This is a genomic window from Sagittula sp. (assembly GCF_052825245.1).
In genome coordinates, this window is the sequence record NZ_JBRBWD010000045.1 from 24195 (window position 1) to 39351 (window position 15157).

Below are 15157 nucleotides of genomic sequence, written 5' to 3' on the forward strand. Positions count from 1 at the left end.
TCTTGCCATGGTGCGGAAATCCTGCCTGCGTCCGCCTTCGGAGCCGTGCTAGACATGGGGGGCAACCGGTTCTCGAAAGGGAAGACCATGTTTCGCACCTGCCTGATCGCCGCCCTCCTGACGACGTCCGCTGCCGCCTCCGCCCAAGAGACCGGCGGCTTCGTTCGCCATCCGCTGTCCGACATGCAGTTCGGTGTGCATTGCGACGTGGCAAAGAACGGCAGCCGCGAAGAGCCGGGCACGGTTTCGGGCATCATCAACCTTATCGACCAGCACCAGACTGTCGACGTGGTGACCCAGATGGTTCCGGCGGAACTGGGCATCTCTTTCGGCATCGGTGCATGGCTGGACCCGGAGTCGGAGCCGCTCCTGCTCGAGGTCGTGGTACAGCATCCGCCCATGGGCGAGAACGGTCAGGAGGTCGAGGTCTGGTTCGCACCGCTCGACCCGGGCGAGCCCGCCGTGAACCTCTTCACCTTCGAGAAACCCTTCGAAATGGTGGAGGGGCCGTGGCGCTTCCAGCTTCGGAAGGATGAGGAGGTGCTGCTGGAACAGAATTTCCTCGTCACGCCCCCGGGCACCGTGCCAGCCGTGCAGAAAGCCTGCTTCAGCGCGATGATCATGTCCTGAGAGAGCCCGGGAGACCCTGCCATGCGCCACGCTTCGCCGATCCTTGCCCTCGTGCTGGCCGCCTCCGGCGTCGCGGCGCAGCCTGACGCCCCTCCAAACACGGGCGCGACGCTATACGCAGACGCCTGCGCCCGGTGTCATGGTGATGAAGGCAAAGGCGGCAAGGCGCCTGCGCTGTCGAACCCGTCGATGGAGGCCATGACCACGGCGCACAACTATGCCCGGATGCTCGACGCCGAAGATGTCGACGCGGCGCTTGTCGCCATCGCCGCGTACCTGTCGCAGGACTGACCGCGCCTCAGGCGGCGCGCAGACCCAGCATCTCGCGCGCCTGCGCGTAGGTTGCCACGGGGCGCTCGTATTTCTCGCATAGCTTCACGGCACGCTCCACCAGCGCGGCATTCGACGGCGCAAGCGTGTCGCGGTCCCAACGCACGTTGTCCTCGAGCCCCGTGCGGGTGTGGCCGCCTGCGGCGATGCACCACTCGTTCACCTCGACCTGGTGCCGGCCGATCCCGGCCGCACACCACTCGGCGTCCGGCGCCAGCCGCTCCACCGTCTTGATGTAATAGTCGAAGACCTCGCGGTCGCAGGGCATGGCGTTCTTCACGCCCATCACGAACTGCACGTAGAGCTTGCCCGGAATGCGCCCGTCGCGGTTCATCTCGGCGGCCTTGAAGATGTGGCTGAGGTCGAAGGCCTCGATCTCCGGCTTGATCTCGTAAGTCTTCATCTCGGAGGCCAGCCAGTCCACAAGATCCGGCGGGTTCTCGTAGACGCGGGTGGGGAAGTTGTTCGAGCCCACCGACAGCGACGCCATGTCGGGGCGCAGCGGCAGCATCCCGCCGCGCGTCTGACCGGCGCCCGACCGGCCGCCGGTCGACAGCTGGATGATCATGCCGGGGCAGTGTTTCTTGATGCCCTCGACCAGCCGCGCGAACTTCTCCGGGTCGGAGGTCGGCGTCTCGTCGTCGTTGCGCACATGCGCGTGCATGATCGTCGCCCCCGCCTCGAACGCGGCCTGCGTGCTTTCCACCTGTTCCTCGATGGAGATCGGCACCGCCGGGTTGTCCTTCTTCTTCGGCACGGAACCGGTGATGGCGACGCAGATGATGCAGGGTTTGGTCATGTGGATCCTCGGGCGTTGGTCTTTCTGGAACCGACAGGATAGTGAGTATTTGCGAAGCAGAGAAGCCAGAGGACCGAGAAAGTCCCCCGGCCTTCGGGAATTATCAGATATCGAAAAAGATGGTCTCGTCCGGCCCCTGCAGGTGGATGTCGAAGCGGTAGGTGTCGCCATCCTTCTTCGCCAGCAGCGTCGGTACACGCGACTGGTGCTCGATCCGGGTGAGGATCGGGTCCTCGGCGTTGGCCGCTTCCTCGTCCGCGAAGTACATCCGCGTGTGCAGGCCGAGGTTGATGCCGCGGGCCACGATCCAGAAGGTGACGTGCGGCGCCTGAAGGCGGCCATCGGGAAAGGGCACACGGCCGGGCTTCAGCGTCTCGAAGGTGAATTCGCCGGTGTTCATGTCACCGGGCGAGCGGCCCCAGCCGGTGAAGCCCTCTGCCCCGCCCTTGCCTGCGAACTTGCCCTGCGAGTCGGCCTGCCAGACCTCGATCAGCGCGTCCTTCAGTGCGTTGCCTGCGCCGTCGAACACGCATCCTTTGATGGTGATGCGCTCGCCGGCGGGGTCGCCGGTGATCATGCGCGTGCCAAGGTCCTCCGGGAAGACGCCCACGATCCCGAGGAAGTTGGGCGTGCAGCCGATGTGGACGTAGGGGCCTGCCGTCTGTGACGGGCTTTCCTTGGCGCGGTTCGTCATGGGTCCGGTCATTACATCCCCTCCATGCGGTTCTCGAACATCGTCTGGCGGCGGCCGCGCAGGGTGATGTCGAACTGGTAGCAGAGCGAGTCCATCGGGATCGACCCTGCGCGGTCCAGCCGGGCGACCAGAGTTTCAATCGCCTCGCGCGACGGGATGGTCCCGACGATGGGGCATTGCCAGATCATCGGGTCGCCCTCGAAATACATCTGCGTGATCAGCCGCTGCGCGAAGCTGTGGCCGAAGACGGAGACGTGGATGTGCGCCGGGCGCCAGTCATCCGGACCGTTGGGCCATGGGTAGGGACCAGGCCTCACCGTGCGGAACTCGTAGAAGCCGTTCTCGTCCGTGATGCAGCGCCCGCAGCCGCCGAAGTTCGGATCGAGCGGCGCGAGGTAACCTTCCTTCTTGTGCCGGTAGCGTCCGCCGGCGTTGGCCTGCCAGACCTCCACCAGAGTGTGCGGCACCGGGCGGCCGAATTCGTCGCGCACCGTGCCCTGGACGACGATGCGCGGACCGATGGCCATTTCGCCGGGCGCGGCGAAATTGGTGATCAGGTCGTTGTCCTTCGGTCCGAGCAGGTGGTGTCCGAAGACCGGGCCGGTCTCTTCGGACAGGGATGTCGCGGCACCGATGGGGGCGAAGCGCGGGCTGCGCGCGACGCTGGTCTTGTAGAGCGGGGTCAGCGCGGGCGGGTGCCAGCCTCGATCCCGCGCGGTGTATCCGTTGGTCATTCGGGTCTTCCTCCTCAGGGGTGCGCGTTTCCCTGGTCTTCCATTTCGGCGTAGGTCTGCTTGGCAAGTTTCAGGGCGTGGTTTGCCTTGGGCACACCAGCGTAGATCGCCACGTGCTGGAAGGCCTCGGCCACGTCCTCCTTCGATGCGCCGGTGCGCGCGGTGGCGCGGATGTGCATCGGGATCTCTTCGAAATTGCCGGTCGCCGCCAGCAGGGCCAGCGTCAGCATCGAGCGTTCCCGGTCGGTGATCCTGTCCGACGCCCAGAGATTGCCCCAGGCGGTTTCGGTGATCATCTCCTGGAACGGCGTGTCGAACGGCGTCTTGGCAGCTTCGGCCCGGTCCACATGCGCATCGCCAAGGATGCGGCGGCGCACGTTCATGCCGGTTTCGTAACGGTTGGTCATGTATCCTCCGCGGGGCGCGATGATCCTGAGGCCATCGGTGCCCGTCTCAGTATGGCAGGCCAACGTAGTTGATGGCCATGGTTTCCTGTGCGCTTTCCACAGTGGCGAGATGCTCTATCTCGGCCCGCTGGATGCGCAGCTCGTAGGGGTCGGTGTCGGGGAAGCGGTGCAGGAGCTTCGTCATCCACCACGAGAAGCGCTGCGTCTTCCAGACCCGGGCCAGCGCCCGTTCGGAATAGCCCCCCATCGCGGCGGCATCGTCTTCCTGGTAGCGTGCCTTCAGCGCCTCGAAGAGGTAGTGGATGTCGGAGGCCGCCGTGTTCAGACCCTTCGCGCCGGTGGGCGGCACGATGTGGGCCGCGTCGCCCGCAAGGAACAGCCGCCCGTATTGCATCGGCTCGCAGACGAAACCACGGAGCGGCGCGATGCTCTTTTCGATCGACGGGCCGGTGACCAGGGTCTCGGCGATGCGGCTCGGGATGCGGCGCTTGAGCTCGGTCCAGAAGGCGTCGTCGGACCAGTCCTCGACCTTGTCGGTCAGGGGGGCCTGCAGGTAGTAGCGGCTGAGCTTCTCGTTCCGCATGGAGCAGAGGGCAAAGCCGCGCTCGGAGTTTGCGTAGATCAGCTCGTGGTGCGCGGGCGGCGTTTCGGACAGGATGCCGAGCCAGCCGAAGGGATAGACCCGTTCGAACTCGCGGCGCTTCTCTGCCGGGATGGCCTGGCGGGAGGGGCCGTGGAACCCGTCGCAGCCGGCGATGTAGTCGCATTCGATGGTCTTGCGCTGGCCCTCGTGGGTGAAGGAAACCGTGCAGCCCGCGTCGCCGTCGAGAGTGGCGTTGCCAAGTTCCACCTCGTCCACGTCGTGCAGGGTCATGCCGCCGGTCAGATCGCGCGCTTCGTAGAGGTCGCGCGTCACCTCCGTCTGGCCGTAGACCATGACCGAGGTGCCGGTGTGTTTGCGGAAGTCGACGCGTACTTCCATGTCCTCGAAGGAAATCACGGTGCCGTCGTGCGGATACCCTTGGGTGTCCATCCGGGTGGCGACCTTGGCCTCCTTCAGCAGATCGATGAACCCCTGCTCCAGCACACCCGCCCGGATCCGGCTGAGCACATGCTCGCGCGAGCGGCGTTCGAGCACGATGGCGTCTATCCCGGCCTGGTGACAAAGCTGGCCCAGCAACAGCCCGGAGGGCCCGCCGCCGATAATGCAAACCTGAGTTTTCATGCTGATCTCCCTTGGTACGATTAGACACTGAACCAATTGACATTGTAAATTGAGATTTCAGGCTGTTTAGTTTACCATTATGATAACAAAAAACCGCATCACGCAGGTCAAGCTGCGCCATCTGGAGGCTTTCTCGGCCATTGCGCGCCTCGGCAGCCTGAAGGCCGCCTGCACGGCACTGCACCTGTCGCCGCCCGCCTTGTCCAAGACTCTCAAGGAGTTGGAGGAAGGCCTCGGCACCACGCTGATGACGCGCGACCGGGGTGGCACCCGGCTGACGCCGCAGGGCGCCCTGTTCCTCGACTTCACCAACCAGAGCCTCGCCGCCCTGCATCGCGGGATCGAAGGCGTCACCGACCTGCGCGATGGCGGGCGCGAGACGCTGCGCGTCGGCGCCCTGCCCAGCGTCGCGGCCCGGTTGATGCCGGAGGCAGTTGCACGCTTCCGGCAGGCGGCGCCGGACACGCAACTGATGCTACGCGACGGGTCGCACGGGGTGCTGACGGATGCCCTGAAATCCGGGGCGCTCGACATGATCGTGGGGCGGATGGGTCCGGCAGAGGCCATGCAGGGGCTGTCCTTCACACAGCTTTACCTAGAACCCGTGGTCTGCGTCGTGCGGGCCGGCCATCCCCTGACAAAGGCGCCGGTCAGCGTGGATGCGCTGGCGGACTGGTGCATCCTCTACCCGCCGGAAGACGCCGCGATCCGCCCCCTGCTGGACCGCTGGTGCCTGGCCCAGGGTCTGGCGCCTTTCCCCGAGCGCATCGACTGCGTGTCGGGCGCGTTCGGGCGCAACTACCTGAGGGTGTCGGACGCGCTGTGGTTCATTTCCGAAGGCGTGGTCGCCCAGGACCTTGCGGACGGGCGGCTCGTGTCGCTGAACTTCGATCTCGGCTTGACGGCGGGGCCGGTCGGCCTCATGACGCGGCCCGACACGGTGACATCCCGCAGCCGGCAACTGTTCGAGCAGGCTTTGCGCCATGCGGTCCACGATTCTACATCATACGAGTCCGAATCGGAAAGAATCCACAAGTAAATCAAGTTATCACCAAAGTTTTGCTTTACACTGCCCCCTAGCCACAGGCACGATATCTAGTGAGGGCATGGGGTACGCCCCCAAGACCCTTGAGCAGGCAGCAAGTGCTGGGGGCGCATACAACCACCCGGCGCTACAAAAGAATAATGAGGTGGCGGCATGGCACTATCCGAGCAGTATCTGACGGACGAATTGCATCCTATCGACATCGTCGAGAACATCGCCCAGTTCAACGACTGGGATTTCGACCGCGTGACCGACGACCAGATCGCCATGGCGGTCGAGGGGCAATGGCGGACGTATTCCGTCACGCTGGCATGGAGCCACGGAGACGAGACCCTGCGCCTCATCTGCACCTTCGAGATGGAGCCCCCGGCGGACCGCATGCACGTTCTGCACGAAGGGCTGAACGCGGTGAACGACCAGTGCTGGGCCGGGTGCTTCAGCTATTGGGAAGAGCAGCGTCTGATGGTCTACAAGTACGGTCTGATGCTGGCGGGCGGCAACATCGCCTCGGCCGAGCAGATTGACACGATGATCACCGCGGCAGTGCTGTCCGCAGAACGCTATTACCCGGCATTCCAGCTCATGGCGTGGACGGACCGCAGCGCCAAGGACGCCCTGCAGATCGCCATGGCAGAGGCCTACGGACGCGCCTGAGGGCCAGATCCAAGACAGTTCCCGGAAGGGCGCCCCGCACGGGCGCCCTTTTTGCTTGAGAACGCGCGCCTGCCCCGCAATTCTACCCAAGGGAGAAAACCCGACGGGAGGACAAGATGAAGACCACATTTGCCACGCTGGCGCTTTGCGCCGGCGCCACCCCGCTGTTTGCGCAGCAGACGGAGGCGGACTGCACCGCGCTGCGGGATGTCGTGTTCAGCGGCGGTTATGTCACTTCGGCGCGGTCGGTGGCGGCGCAGGACACCTTGCCCGCGTATTGCGAGGTACGCGCGACCGCCCTGCCCGCCATCTCCATCGAGGTGCGCCTGCCACTCGAGAACTGGAACGGCAAGTATTACCAGGCGGGCTGCGGCGGTTTCTGCGGCATTCTCGGGCGGGCAGATGCCGGGGCAAGCTGGGTCAATGCCATGCGCCCGGGTCTGGAACTGGGCTACGCCACCGCCACATCCGACAGCGGGCACCACGCGTTGTCGGTCGTCGATGCAGGCTGGGCCGCCAACAATCCGCACGCGGAGCGGGACTGGGGCTGGCGCTCCATCGGAGAGACCAACCGCGTGGCGGGCCTCCTGATCGACGCGTTCTATGGCGGGCAGGCAGAGCAGGCGATCTTCCAGGGATGCTCCACCGGCGGGCGCATGGCGCATGTCGCCGCGCAACGCTATCCGGAGATGTTCGACGGCATCATCTCGGGCGCTCCGGCGATGGACTACACCGGGCTGGTGGCCACCGCGATGGCCTTCTTCGTGCAGGCCAACACCGCCGACGACGGCAGCCAGATCCTCGGCCCCGATGACGCGCAGGCGATCGGCGACCTCGTGATGCAGCAATGCGATGCGACGGACGGCACGGAGGACGGGCTTATCGAAGACCCGCGCGCCTGCGAGATCGACTACAGCCCGCTCGGACTGTCGAACACGAAGATGGATGCGCTGATGAAGTGGCGCGAAGGCCCCCGGAACGCGGCTGGCGACCAGCTTTACCCCGGCGGCATTCCGGAAGGGTCGGAACCATTCTGGTGGCTCTGGCTGACCGGAAACGCAGAGGGAGCCGCGCCGCTGGTGCCCGCCTTCACCACCGGCTTCACACAGTACATGGCCTTTGCAGACGATCCCGGCGCGGAATACTCGCCGCTCGACTTCGACATGGAAAGCGACCCGGCCCGGCTGGAGACGATGGCCAAGGTCTACAACGGCGACAACCCGGACCTCTCGGCCTTCCGCGCGGCGGGCGGCAAGATGATCGTCTATCACGGCTGGGCCGATGCCATCGTGACGCCCTACAAGACAGTGGACTGGTACGAACAGGCATCCGAGGCCGCGGGGGGAGAGGAGACGCTGAAGGAGAACGTCCGTCTCTTCATGATCCCCGGCCTCGACCATTGCGGCATCCTGCCGGGGCCCGGCGGCGTGAATGCGGCCTCCCTCGATCCGATGGGCCCGATGGAGCGGTGGCTGAACGAGGGCACCGCGCCCATGTCGATCATGGCCGAGTAGGCCCTCACATCGGAAAGAAGAAGCTGATCGCCAGCACGGCGGTCAGCCCAACGATCAGGTTCATCGGCACGCCCATGCGCAGGAAGTCCGAGAACTTGTAGTTGCCTGCACCGTAGACCAGCGTGTTCGTCTGGTAGCCGATGGGCGTGGCAAAGCTGGCACTCGCCGAGAACATCACAGCCACCACGAAGGGCCGCGGATCGACCCCCAACTGCGCCGCGAGCGAAATCACGATGGGCGTGAAGATCACCGCGACGGCGTTGTTCGTCACGACCTCGGTCAGGATCGAGCCCACGGCGTAGATCGCCACGAGCGTGACGAAGGGGGACAGGCCGTCGAGGAACGGCATCATCCAGCCGACCAGCATCTCGACCGCGCCGGTGTTCTCCAGCCCCTGCCCGACGATCAGCATGGCAAAGATCAGCACGAGCACACCACCGTCGATGGAGTTCCACGCCTCGTCGTTGTCGATGCAGCGCAGGACGAGGATCGCCGCCACCCCGATCAGCGCCAGCACGCCGATCGGCATGAGGTTGAGCGCGGCAAGGACGACGATCCCCACCAGCGCCAGCACCGCGATGGGCGCCTGCCGCCTGCGATAGGCCCGGCCACCGGGTGCGGTGACATTCACCACATCGCCGGAGCGGGTCAGTTCCTCGAAGCCTTCCGGCGTACCCTCCAGCAGCAGCTTGTCGGCAGGCCGCAGGTGCACGCTCGACAGGTCGGCGCCCGCGATGTGGCGCGGACGGTAGGCGCCCAGAACGCGGACACCGGCGCGCCGCCCCAGCGCAAGATCGGCGATCCGCAGGTCGGAGCTGCGCCGCGAGGGGGTCACGATGGCCTCGACCACCTTCACCTCGGCCTCCGGGTCCAGCTCGATGGAGCGTCGCAGGCCGACCCGCAGCCCGGGCTGTTCGGCCAAAGTCAGAAGCTCGGACGTCTCGGCGACGACGATCAGCGCGTCGCCCCGTTCAATCACCCGTTTCGCTATGTCGCTGCGTTCGATCCTGCCGCCGCGCCGGATGCCGGTCACGCGCACGCCAGACCGCTGGAAGTCGGCAATCTTGCCCAGGGCCGTGCCGATGTGCGGGTAGTTGGACCTGACCGTGATCTCCGACAGGAAGGCCGTCTCTGCGTCCTCCGTGCCGCTTTCCTTCTGTGCCCGGTCGGGCAAAAGCACCTTGCCCAGCACCAGCATCGAAAGCCCGCCGACGACGGCGACGGTCAGGCCGACCGGCGCGATCTCGAAGATCGAGAACGGCTCGATCCCCGCTTCCTGCGCCACGCCATCCACGAGGATGTTGGTCGACGTGCCGATCAGGGTACAGGTGCCGCCGAGGATCGCGGCGTAGGACAGCGGGATCAGCAGCCGCGTCGGCGCGATGGCAAGGCTCTGTGCCAGCCGGATGACCACCGGGATCAACACCAGAACGACCGGCGTGTTGTTCATGAAGGCCGAGGCCGCGATGGTGGCGAAGATGAACAACCCGATGGCCATCACGGGGCGGGCCTGCGCCTTGTCGATGACGATACCCGCCAGCGCGTCCAGCACCCCGGTCCGCACCAGCGCGCCCGAGACGACGAACATCGCCGCAATCGTGATCGGCGCCGAGCTTGAGAACACGGCCATGACCTCGTCGCTGGGCACCATGCCCAGGAGGATGTAAAGCGCCGCCGCCCCCGATGCGGTCACCTCGGGCGGGAATTTCTCGATGGTGAAGGTGATGAACAGGATCACGAGGATCGCCAGTGCGACCAGCGGTGCATCCGTTCCGTAGAGATGGTCGAGCATAAAGGTTCCCCGGGTTCGCAGAGCACACACCCTTCGTCACAAGTCCCGAGCGCCGTCAAGGTTCCGCCCGGTCGCTGGATCCGCGTGTGATCCTCTGTCCTTTCGCGCAGAAGTGGGGCCGGGCGCGGCGCGAAGTCAATGGGTTGCGAAATGGCGCCATCGCTTTGCCAGCGGTATTCGTCTGCCGCTGCTCATTTGCGATGCGGCGCTTCCGTGCGCCTGTCTGCGGCTGTGCCGGGACACTTTCAGGCCGTCTTTCCGCGCGCCCCGCATTGCCCTTTCTGTCCCCCTCGGGCTACCTCTTGGCGCGCAAAGTGTTTTCAGGAGGAACAGGCATGAAAGACGGAATCCTGGCCGAAAAGGGGCTCGTGCTGCTGGGATGCGGCAAGATGGGATCGGCGATGCTCGAAGGCTGGCTGAAGCGCGGCCTCCCCGCATCCTCCGTCTGGGTGACGGACCCCAACCCCTCCGACTGGTTGAAGGGCCGGGGCGTGCATCTGAACGAGGAACTGCCGCCCGAACCCGCCATCGTCCTGATCGCCGTCAAGCCGCAGATGATGGGCGAGGCCCTGCCCACGCTGCAGGCCATGGGCAATGGCAAAACGCTGTTCGTCTCCGTCGCGGCGGGCATCTCGATCGCGACCTACGAGCACATTCTCGGCAGCGCGACACCGATCATCCGCGCCATGCCGAACACCCCCGCCGCCATCAGCCAGGGGATCACCGCCATCATCGGCAACCCGAAGGCCTCGGACACCGATCTCGACCTTGCCGAGACGCTCCTGTCCGCGGTTGGAGAGGTCGTACGGCTGGAGTCGGAGGTCCAGATGGATGCCGTCACCGGTCTGTCGGGCTCCGGCCCCGCCTATGTGTTCCACATGATCGAGTGCATGGCCGCCGCAGGTGAGGCACAGGGGCTGGCGCCGGAGCTGGCCATGACGCTGGCCAAGGCAACCGTCGCGGGCGCAGGGGCGCTTGCCATGCAGGCCGACGACGATCCGACGCAGCTCCGCCGCAACGTGACCTCCCCGAACGGTACGACGCAGGCCGGTCTCGACGTGCTGATGGACGAGGAGAAGGGCCTGCCGCCCCTCATCAAGGACACCGTGGCCGCAGCGGCCAACCGATCCAAGGAACTGGCCAATGGCTGAGATTACGTTCGACGACTTCATGGCGGTGGATATCCGCGTCGGCACCGTCACGCGTGCCGAACCGTTCCCCGAAGCGCGCAAGCCCGCGATCAAGCTGTGGATCGACTTCGGCCCGGAGATCGGAGAGAAGAAATCCTCTGCCCAGATCACCGTCCATTACATGCCCGAAGATCTTGTCGGTCGCCAGGTCTCGGCGGTCGTCAACTTCCCGCCGCGCCAGATCGGGCCGTTCATGTCCGAAGTGCTGGTCCTGGGTTACCACGACGCGGATGGCGCGGTGACACTTGCGCGACCCGATCATCCTGTTCAGAACGGCGCGCGCCTCTGCTGAGGGCGCGCCGGACGTCGCATTGTCATAGTTCCGGCTTCAGAGTTCCGGCGCCTTGGGATCGGGCACGATGCCCATCCCGCCGGAGTAGTTCCAGTTTGGGTCGTCCTTCTTGATCCGGACAGAGATCAGCTTGCCCACCGGCCAGGCCAGAGCAAGGCCAATGACTCCGGCGGTGGCCACTGCCCACCAACTGTACCAGCCGAAGATGAAGAAGACGATCAGCGCGGCGCCTGCGATGCTGGCCCCGGCCATGTGCGCGATGAAATACGCCAAGCGGTCCATGTCGTTGCTCCTTTCGGGTCGTCCCTCATATGGAAAACGTGCGAGACGAACGCAGGTTCCGCCACGCCCCGCTTGACACCCCCCGTGCCGTGCGGATGCTGGCGCAAACGCAGGAGGAGACCATGTTCAGACCCGCCATCACGGGGCACGGGGTATTCACCCCGACCGAGAACATCACCAACGACGAACTGGTGGCGGCGTTCAATGCCTATGCCGATCTGTGGAACGAACGGCACGCCGACGAGATCGCCGAAGGCAAGGTGCAGGCGATGGATCATTCCAGCTCCGACTTCATCTTCTCCGCTTCCGGCATCGAACGGCGGTACGTGATGGACAAGTCCGGTGTGCTCGATCCCGAACGCATGTTTCCCCATCTGCCCGCCCGCCCGGACGAGGCACCGTCCATCATGGCGGAAATGGCGGTCGACGCCTGCGGCAAGGCACTGGCCATGGCGGGCCGGGACGGTGCGGACGTCGATCTGGTGATCTGCGCTGCGTCGAACCACGAACGCGCCTATCCCGCCATCGCGATCGAGATACAGCAACTGCTGGGCGCGCAGGGCTTTGCCTTCGACATGAACGTCGCCTGTTCCTCCGCCACCTTCGGCATCCAGGCGGCGGCGGACATGATCCGGTCGGGCAGCGTGCGGCGCGCGCTCGTGGTCAATCCGGAGATCTGCTCCGGCCACCTCGAATGGCGCGACCGCGACTGCCACTTCATCTTCGGCGACGTGTGCACCGCCGTTCTGATCGAACGTGCCGAAGACGCACAGGGCGCGCGGTTCGACATCGTCTCCACCCGCTGCGCGACGCAGTTCTCAAACAATATCCGCAACAACAATGGCTTCTTGCGCCGGACGCACGACCAGATGGAAGACCGCCGCGACATGCAGTTCATGCAGAACGGCCGGAAGGTCTTCAAGGAGGTGCTGCCGCTGGTCTCCGCGCATATCCTCGGCCACATGGAGGCAGAGGGCTGGGAAGCAGACGGGCTGAAGCGTCTCTGGCTGCATCAGGCCAACAAGACGATGAACGATTTCATCGGAAAGAAGGTGTTGGGCCGCATGCCCGAAGAAGGCGAACAGCCGAACATCCTTCAGGACTACGCCAATACCTCCTCCGCCGGGTCGATCATCGCGTTCTCCAAGAACTCCGGCGATCTCGCGCCCGGGGACAGGGGCGTGATCTGCTCTTTCGGCGCGGGCTACTCAGTGGGGTCGGTGCTGGTGGAGCGCGGCTGAACCGGCTTTTCGAAGAACACCCGGTCGAACCCGTCCTGCACCATACGATGCGTCTCGACGTAGCCGAAGTGCGGATACATGGATAGGTTCTCCGTCATCTTCGCATTGGTGTAGAGGCTGATCCGCTCAAGTCCCAGCCGGGCCGCTTCCCCCTCGCAGAAGCCGATCAGCGCCTTGCCGATGCCACGTCCCGACGCCTCCGGTGCCACACCCACGGCATCGAGAACCATCGCCCCGCCCTCGGGCCAGAAGGCGATGTACCCCAACGGTTTCCCGTCGTCGTAGACGTATAGGACACCCTGCCCGATCTGGGCGTCGACATCCGCATCCATCGGCGCCGGGCGGCGCCCGATGCGCGGCACGTACCGCGCGTAAGACGCCTCGGCGATCTCCCGGATGGCTGCCGCGTCGTCCGGTTTCGCCTGCCGTATCATTTGCCGCCCCGCATGTTCAGAAGGTGTACGATCCCGCCGACCAGCAGCCCCCAGACCGCGCCGCCAATCCCGAAGAGCGTCAGGCCCGACGCGGTCACGATGAAGGTCAGCACCGCCGCTTCGCGGGTCTCGTCCGCCCGGAGCGCGCCGGTCATCGACGTCATGAACACACCGAACAGCGCCACACCCGCCAGCGTTGCCATGGCGAAAGGCGGGGCGGCGGCGGCGACGAAGGTCACAAGCGCCGCGAAGATACCGAATACGCAGTAGAAGACACCGGCCCAGACAGCCGCCCAATAGCGCTTCGCGTGGTCAGGATGGGCGTGCTCGTCCGAACACATGGCTGCGGTGATGGCGGCGAGGTTGGTCTGCACCGCACCGAAAGGCGCCGACAGGATCGAGATCGCGCCGACCGTGGCGAACATCGGACCGGGCGGAGGCGTGAACCCATTGGTGCGGAGCACCGCAACGCCCGGCATGTTCTGCGTCGCCATGGTCACGATGAACAGCGGCACGGCCAGGCCGATCACCCCTTGCAGGGACAGCGTGGGCATCACCCAGACCGGCGCGGTCAGGGCGTGATCCGGCAGGGGCAGCGTGCCGTTGTGCCAGATGACCAGCCCGAAAGTGACGAGCACCGCGGCAGGCACCGCAAAGAGCCGCCGGATGCGGGTCGCCACGAACCACGTCAGAAGGATCGGAAGGGCCACCGCCGGCGCCTCGGCCACCGCGCGGATGGGGGTGAAGCAGATGGGCAGCAGCACCCCGGCCAGCATCGCTTGCGTGATCGGGCCGGGTACGCTTTGCGCCAGCCGCACCAGCGGTTTCCAGAACCCCGCGACGACCGTCAGCGCACCTGCCAAGGCAAAGGCCCCGACCGCACCGGAAAAGCCCTGCGGGTCCGCAGCGGAGGCCGCAAGCAGTGCCGCCCCCGGGGTCGACCACGCACAGGACGCGGGCGTCTTGGTCCACAGCGCCAGAACGATTCCGGCAAGCCCCATCGCCAGCGCACCGGCCATCAAGGCGGAGGAGGCCTGCGCCTGTGTTGCGCCCATGGCCTCGACCCCTGCGAGGAAGATCGGGAACGACGAGAAGAAACCGACAATCGCCACCACCAGACCCGCGGTGAACGCCTGTGATCCGCCCATGTCTAGCGTCCTACCGCTTGTCGCCAGTGGCGGCGGCACAGGCTGACGTAGGCTTCGTTGCCGCCGATCTGAACCTGCGCGCCATCCAGCAGCGCCCGGCCCTCGGCGTCCTGCCGGATCACCATCGTCGCCTTGCGGCCGCAGTGGCAGATGGTCCGGACCTCCCGCATCACGTCCGCCAGCGCCAGCAGCGCGGCGGAACCGGGGAACAGCTCGCCGCGGAAATCCACCCGCAGGCCATAGGCCATCACGGGAACGTCGAGATCGTCGACCACTCGGGCCAGCTGCCAGACCTGTTCGGTCGTCATGAACTGCGCCTCGTCGACGAAGATGCAGGCCACATCGCCCTTCGCCCGCCGCGCCTCGATCATCTCGAAAAGGTCGGAGTGGGTGCCGAAGACATCCGCTTCCCGCGCGAGGCCGATCCGCGATCCGATCCTCCCCTTGCCGGCGCGGTCGTCGAAGGCGGCGATCATCAGGTAAGTCTCCATCCCGCGTTCATTGTAGTTGTGCGCCGCCTGCAGAAGCAGCGTCGACTTGCCCGCGTTCATGGTCGAGTAATGGAAGTGCAGCTTGGCCATGACCCGCTTTTGCGTCAGCCGCCCGGGAGAGGCAAGAGTGCCTCGAAACGTCACCGCCGGAACGCAGGACAGCCCGGCGCGGGCGTGAGCGTGCTGTTGCCGGCGGGTTGATTTTGCCATGACGGCGGCGCGCTCCGCGGGTATTGGGACTGCAACGCGCCGCCC

At 65.7% G+C, this 15157-nt stretch carries 18 protein-coding genes; 8 read left to right on the forward strand and 10 right to left on the reverse strand.

Annotation, left to right across the window (positions count from 1 at the left end; translation table 11 throughout):
* The first annotated feature begins 87 nt into the window (after nucleotides 1-87).
* Both ACU0DV_RS19650 and ACU0DV_RS19655 read left to right on the forward strand, forming a co-directional pair.
* Entirely contained in the window at nucleotides 88-630 is a 543-nt protein-coding gene (locus tag ACU0DV_RS19650) for a DUF3859 domain-containing protein (protein WP_446241773.1), read from the forward strand.
* Between the two features lie 21 nt (nucleotides 631-651).
* Nucleotides 652-921 (forward strand): c-type cytochrome, encoded by a 270-nt coding sequence (locus ACU0DV_RS19655; RefSeq protein ID WP_446241774.1) that lies wholly within the window; start codon nucleotides 652-654, stop codon nucleotides 919-921.
* A gap of 7 nt (nucleotides 922-928) precedes the next feature.
* On the opposite strand, the gene ACU0DV_RS19660 is transcribed toward ACU0DV_RS19655, so the two are convergent.
* The 5 genes from ACU0DV_RS19660 to pobA all read right to left on the reverse strand — a co-directional run bounded on the left by ACU0DV_RS19660 (nucleotide 929) and on the right by pobA (nucleotide 4819).
* Complete coding sequence (locus ACU0DV_RS19660) at nucleotides 929-1759, reverse strand: 3-keto-5-aminohexanoate cleavage protein (RefSeq protein WP_370316329.1); 831 nt, start codon at nucleotides 1757-1759, stop codon at nucleotides 929-931.
* A gap of 103 nt (nucleotides 1760-1862) precedes the next feature.
* Nucleotides 1863-2465 carry a protocatechuate 3,4-dioxygenase subunit alpha gene (pcaG, locus tag ACU0DV_RS19665; protein ID WP_446241775.1) on the reverse strand — a complete coding sequence of 201 codons (603 nt, stop codon included), beginning with the start codon at nucleotides 2463-2465 and terminating at the stop codon, nucleotides 1863-1865.
* Nucleotides 2465-3187 (reverse strand): protocatechuate 3,4-dioxygenase subunit beta, encoded by a 723-nt coding sequence (gene pcaH, locus ACU0DV_RS19670; RefSeq protein ID WP_446241776.1) that lies wholly within the window; start codon nucleotides 3185-3187, stop codon nucleotides 2465-2467. Before pcaH ends, pcaG begins: the two co-directional genes overlap by 1 nt.
* Nucleotides 3188-3201: 14 nt before the next feature.
* The gene (gene pcaC, locus ACU0DV_RS19675; protein ID WP_100928344.1) at nucleotides 3202-3594 is read right to left on the reverse strand and encodes a 4-carboxymuconolactone decarboxylase; all 393 of its coding nucleotides are present in this window, start codon (nucleotides 3592-3594) and stop codon (nucleotides 3202-3204) included.
* 46 nt (nucleotides 3595-3640) lie between these two features.
* A complete protein-coding gene (gene pobA / locus ACU0DV_RS19680; protein WP_446241777.1) occupies nucleotides 3641-4819 on the reverse strand; it encodes a 4-hydroxybenzoate 3-monooxygenase in 1179 nt (392 codons plus the stop codon).
* 79 nt (nucleotides 4820-4898) lie between these two features.
* Here pobA and pcaQ point away from each other — a divergent pair, with 79 nt between their 5' ends.
* The 3 genes from pcaQ (at nucleotide 4899) to ACU0DV_RS19695 (ending at nucleotide 8032) form a co-directional block, all read left to right on the forward strand.
* Nucleotides 4899-5858: a pca operon transcription factor PcaQ gene (gene pcaQ, locus ACU0DV_RS19685; protein WP_370312320.1), complete on the forward strand. Its 960-nt coding sequence runs from the start codon at nucleotides 4899-4901 to the stop codon at nucleotides 5856-5858.
* A gap of 159 nt (nucleotides 5859-6017) precedes the next feature.
* Nucleotides 6018-6518: a YbjN domain-containing protein gene (locus ACU0DV_RS19690; protein WP_100928347.1), complete on the forward strand. Its 501-nt coding sequence runs from the start codon at nucleotides 6018-6020 to the stop codon at nucleotides 6516-6518.
* Between the two features lie 116 nt (nucleotides 6519-6634).
* Nucleotides 6635-8032, forward strand: coding sequence for a tannase/feruloyl esterase family alpha/beta hydrolase (locus tag ACU0DV_RS19695; RefSeq protein WP_446241778.1), 1398 nt, complete (start codon nucleotides 6635-6637; stop codon nucleotides 8030-8032).
* A gap of 4 nt (nucleotides 8033-8036) precedes the next feature.
* Here ACU0DV_RS19695 and ACU0DV_RS19700 read toward each other — a convergent pair whose 3' ends face one another.
* The gene (locus ACU0DV_RS19700; protein WP_100928349.1) at nucleotides 8037-9824 is read right to left on the reverse strand and encodes an SLC13 family permease; all 1788 of its coding nucleotides are present in this window, start codon (nucleotides 9822-9824) and stop codon (nucleotides 8037-8039) included.
* Nucleotides 9825-10159: 335 nt separating this feature from the next.
* Between ACU0DV_RS19700 and proC the strand changes: the two genes are divergently transcribed.
* Nucleotides 10160-10975: a pyrroline-5-carboxylate reductase gene (gene proC, locus ACU0DV_RS19705; RefSeq protein WP_446241779.1), complete on the forward strand. Its 816-nt coding sequence runs from the start codon at nucleotides 10160-10162 to the stop codon at nucleotides 10973-10975.
* Nucleotides 10968-11306 carry a tRNA-binding protein gene (locus ACU0DV_RS19710; protein WP_446241780.1) on the forward strand — a complete coding sequence of 113 codons (339 nt, stop codon included), beginning with the start codon at nucleotides 10968-10970 and terminating at the stop codon, nucleotides 11304-11306. Before proC ends, ACU0DV_RS19710 begins: the two co-directional genes overlap by 8 nt.
* A 36-nt stretch (nucleotides 11307-11342) precedes the next feature.
* Here ACU0DV_RS19710 and ACU0DV_RS19715 read toward each other — a convergent pair whose 3' ends face one another.
* Nucleotides 11343-11588: a hypothetical protein gene (locus ACU0DV_RS19715; protein WP_446241781.1), complete on the reverse strand. Its 246-nt coding sequence runs from the start codon at nucleotides 11586-11588 to the stop codon at nucleotides 11343-11345.
* 122 nt (nucleotides 11589-11710) lie between these two features.
* Here ACU0DV_RS19715 and ACU0DV_RS19720 point away from each other — a divergent pair, with 122 nt between their 5' ends.
* Nucleotides 11711-12829, forward strand: coding sequence for a beta-ketoacyl-ACP synthase III (locus ACU0DV_RS19720; protein WP_446241782.1), 1119 nt, complete (start codon nucleotides 11711-11713; stop codon nucleotides 12827-12829).
* Here ACU0DV_RS19720 and ACU0DV_RS19725 read toward each other — a convergent pair.
* The 3 genes from ACU0DV_RS19725 to ACU0DV_RS19735 are packed head-to-tail and all read right to left on the reverse strand — an operon-like array spanning nucleotide 12793 to nucleotide 14992.
* Complete coding sequence (locus ACU0DV_RS19725; RefSeq protein ID WP_446241783.1) at nucleotides 12793-13263, reverse strand: GNAT family N-acetyltransferase; 471 nt, start codon at nucleotides 13261-13263, stop codon at nucleotides 12793-12795. The two genes, ACU0DV_RS19720 and ACU0DV_RS19725, sit on opposite strands and share 37 nt — an antisense overlap.
* Complete coding sequence (locus ACU0DV_RS19730) at nucleotides 13260-14411, reverse strand: benzoate/H(+) symporter BenE family transporter (protein ID WP_446241784.1); 1152 nt, start codon at nucleotides 14409-14411, stop codon at nucleotides 13260-13262. Before ACU0DV_RS19730 ends, ACU0DV_RS19725 begins: the two co-directional genes overlap by 4 nt.
* A gap of 2 nt (nucleotides 14412-14413) precedes the next feature.
* The gene (locus ACU0DV_RS19735) at nucleotides 14414-14992 is read right to left on the reverse strand and encodes a thymidine kinase (RefSeq protein ID WP_283981900.1); all 579 of its coding nucleotides are present in this window, start codon (nucleotides 14990-14992) and stop codon (nucleotides 14414-14416) included.
* Nucleotides 14993-15157: the final 165 nt, after the last annotated feature.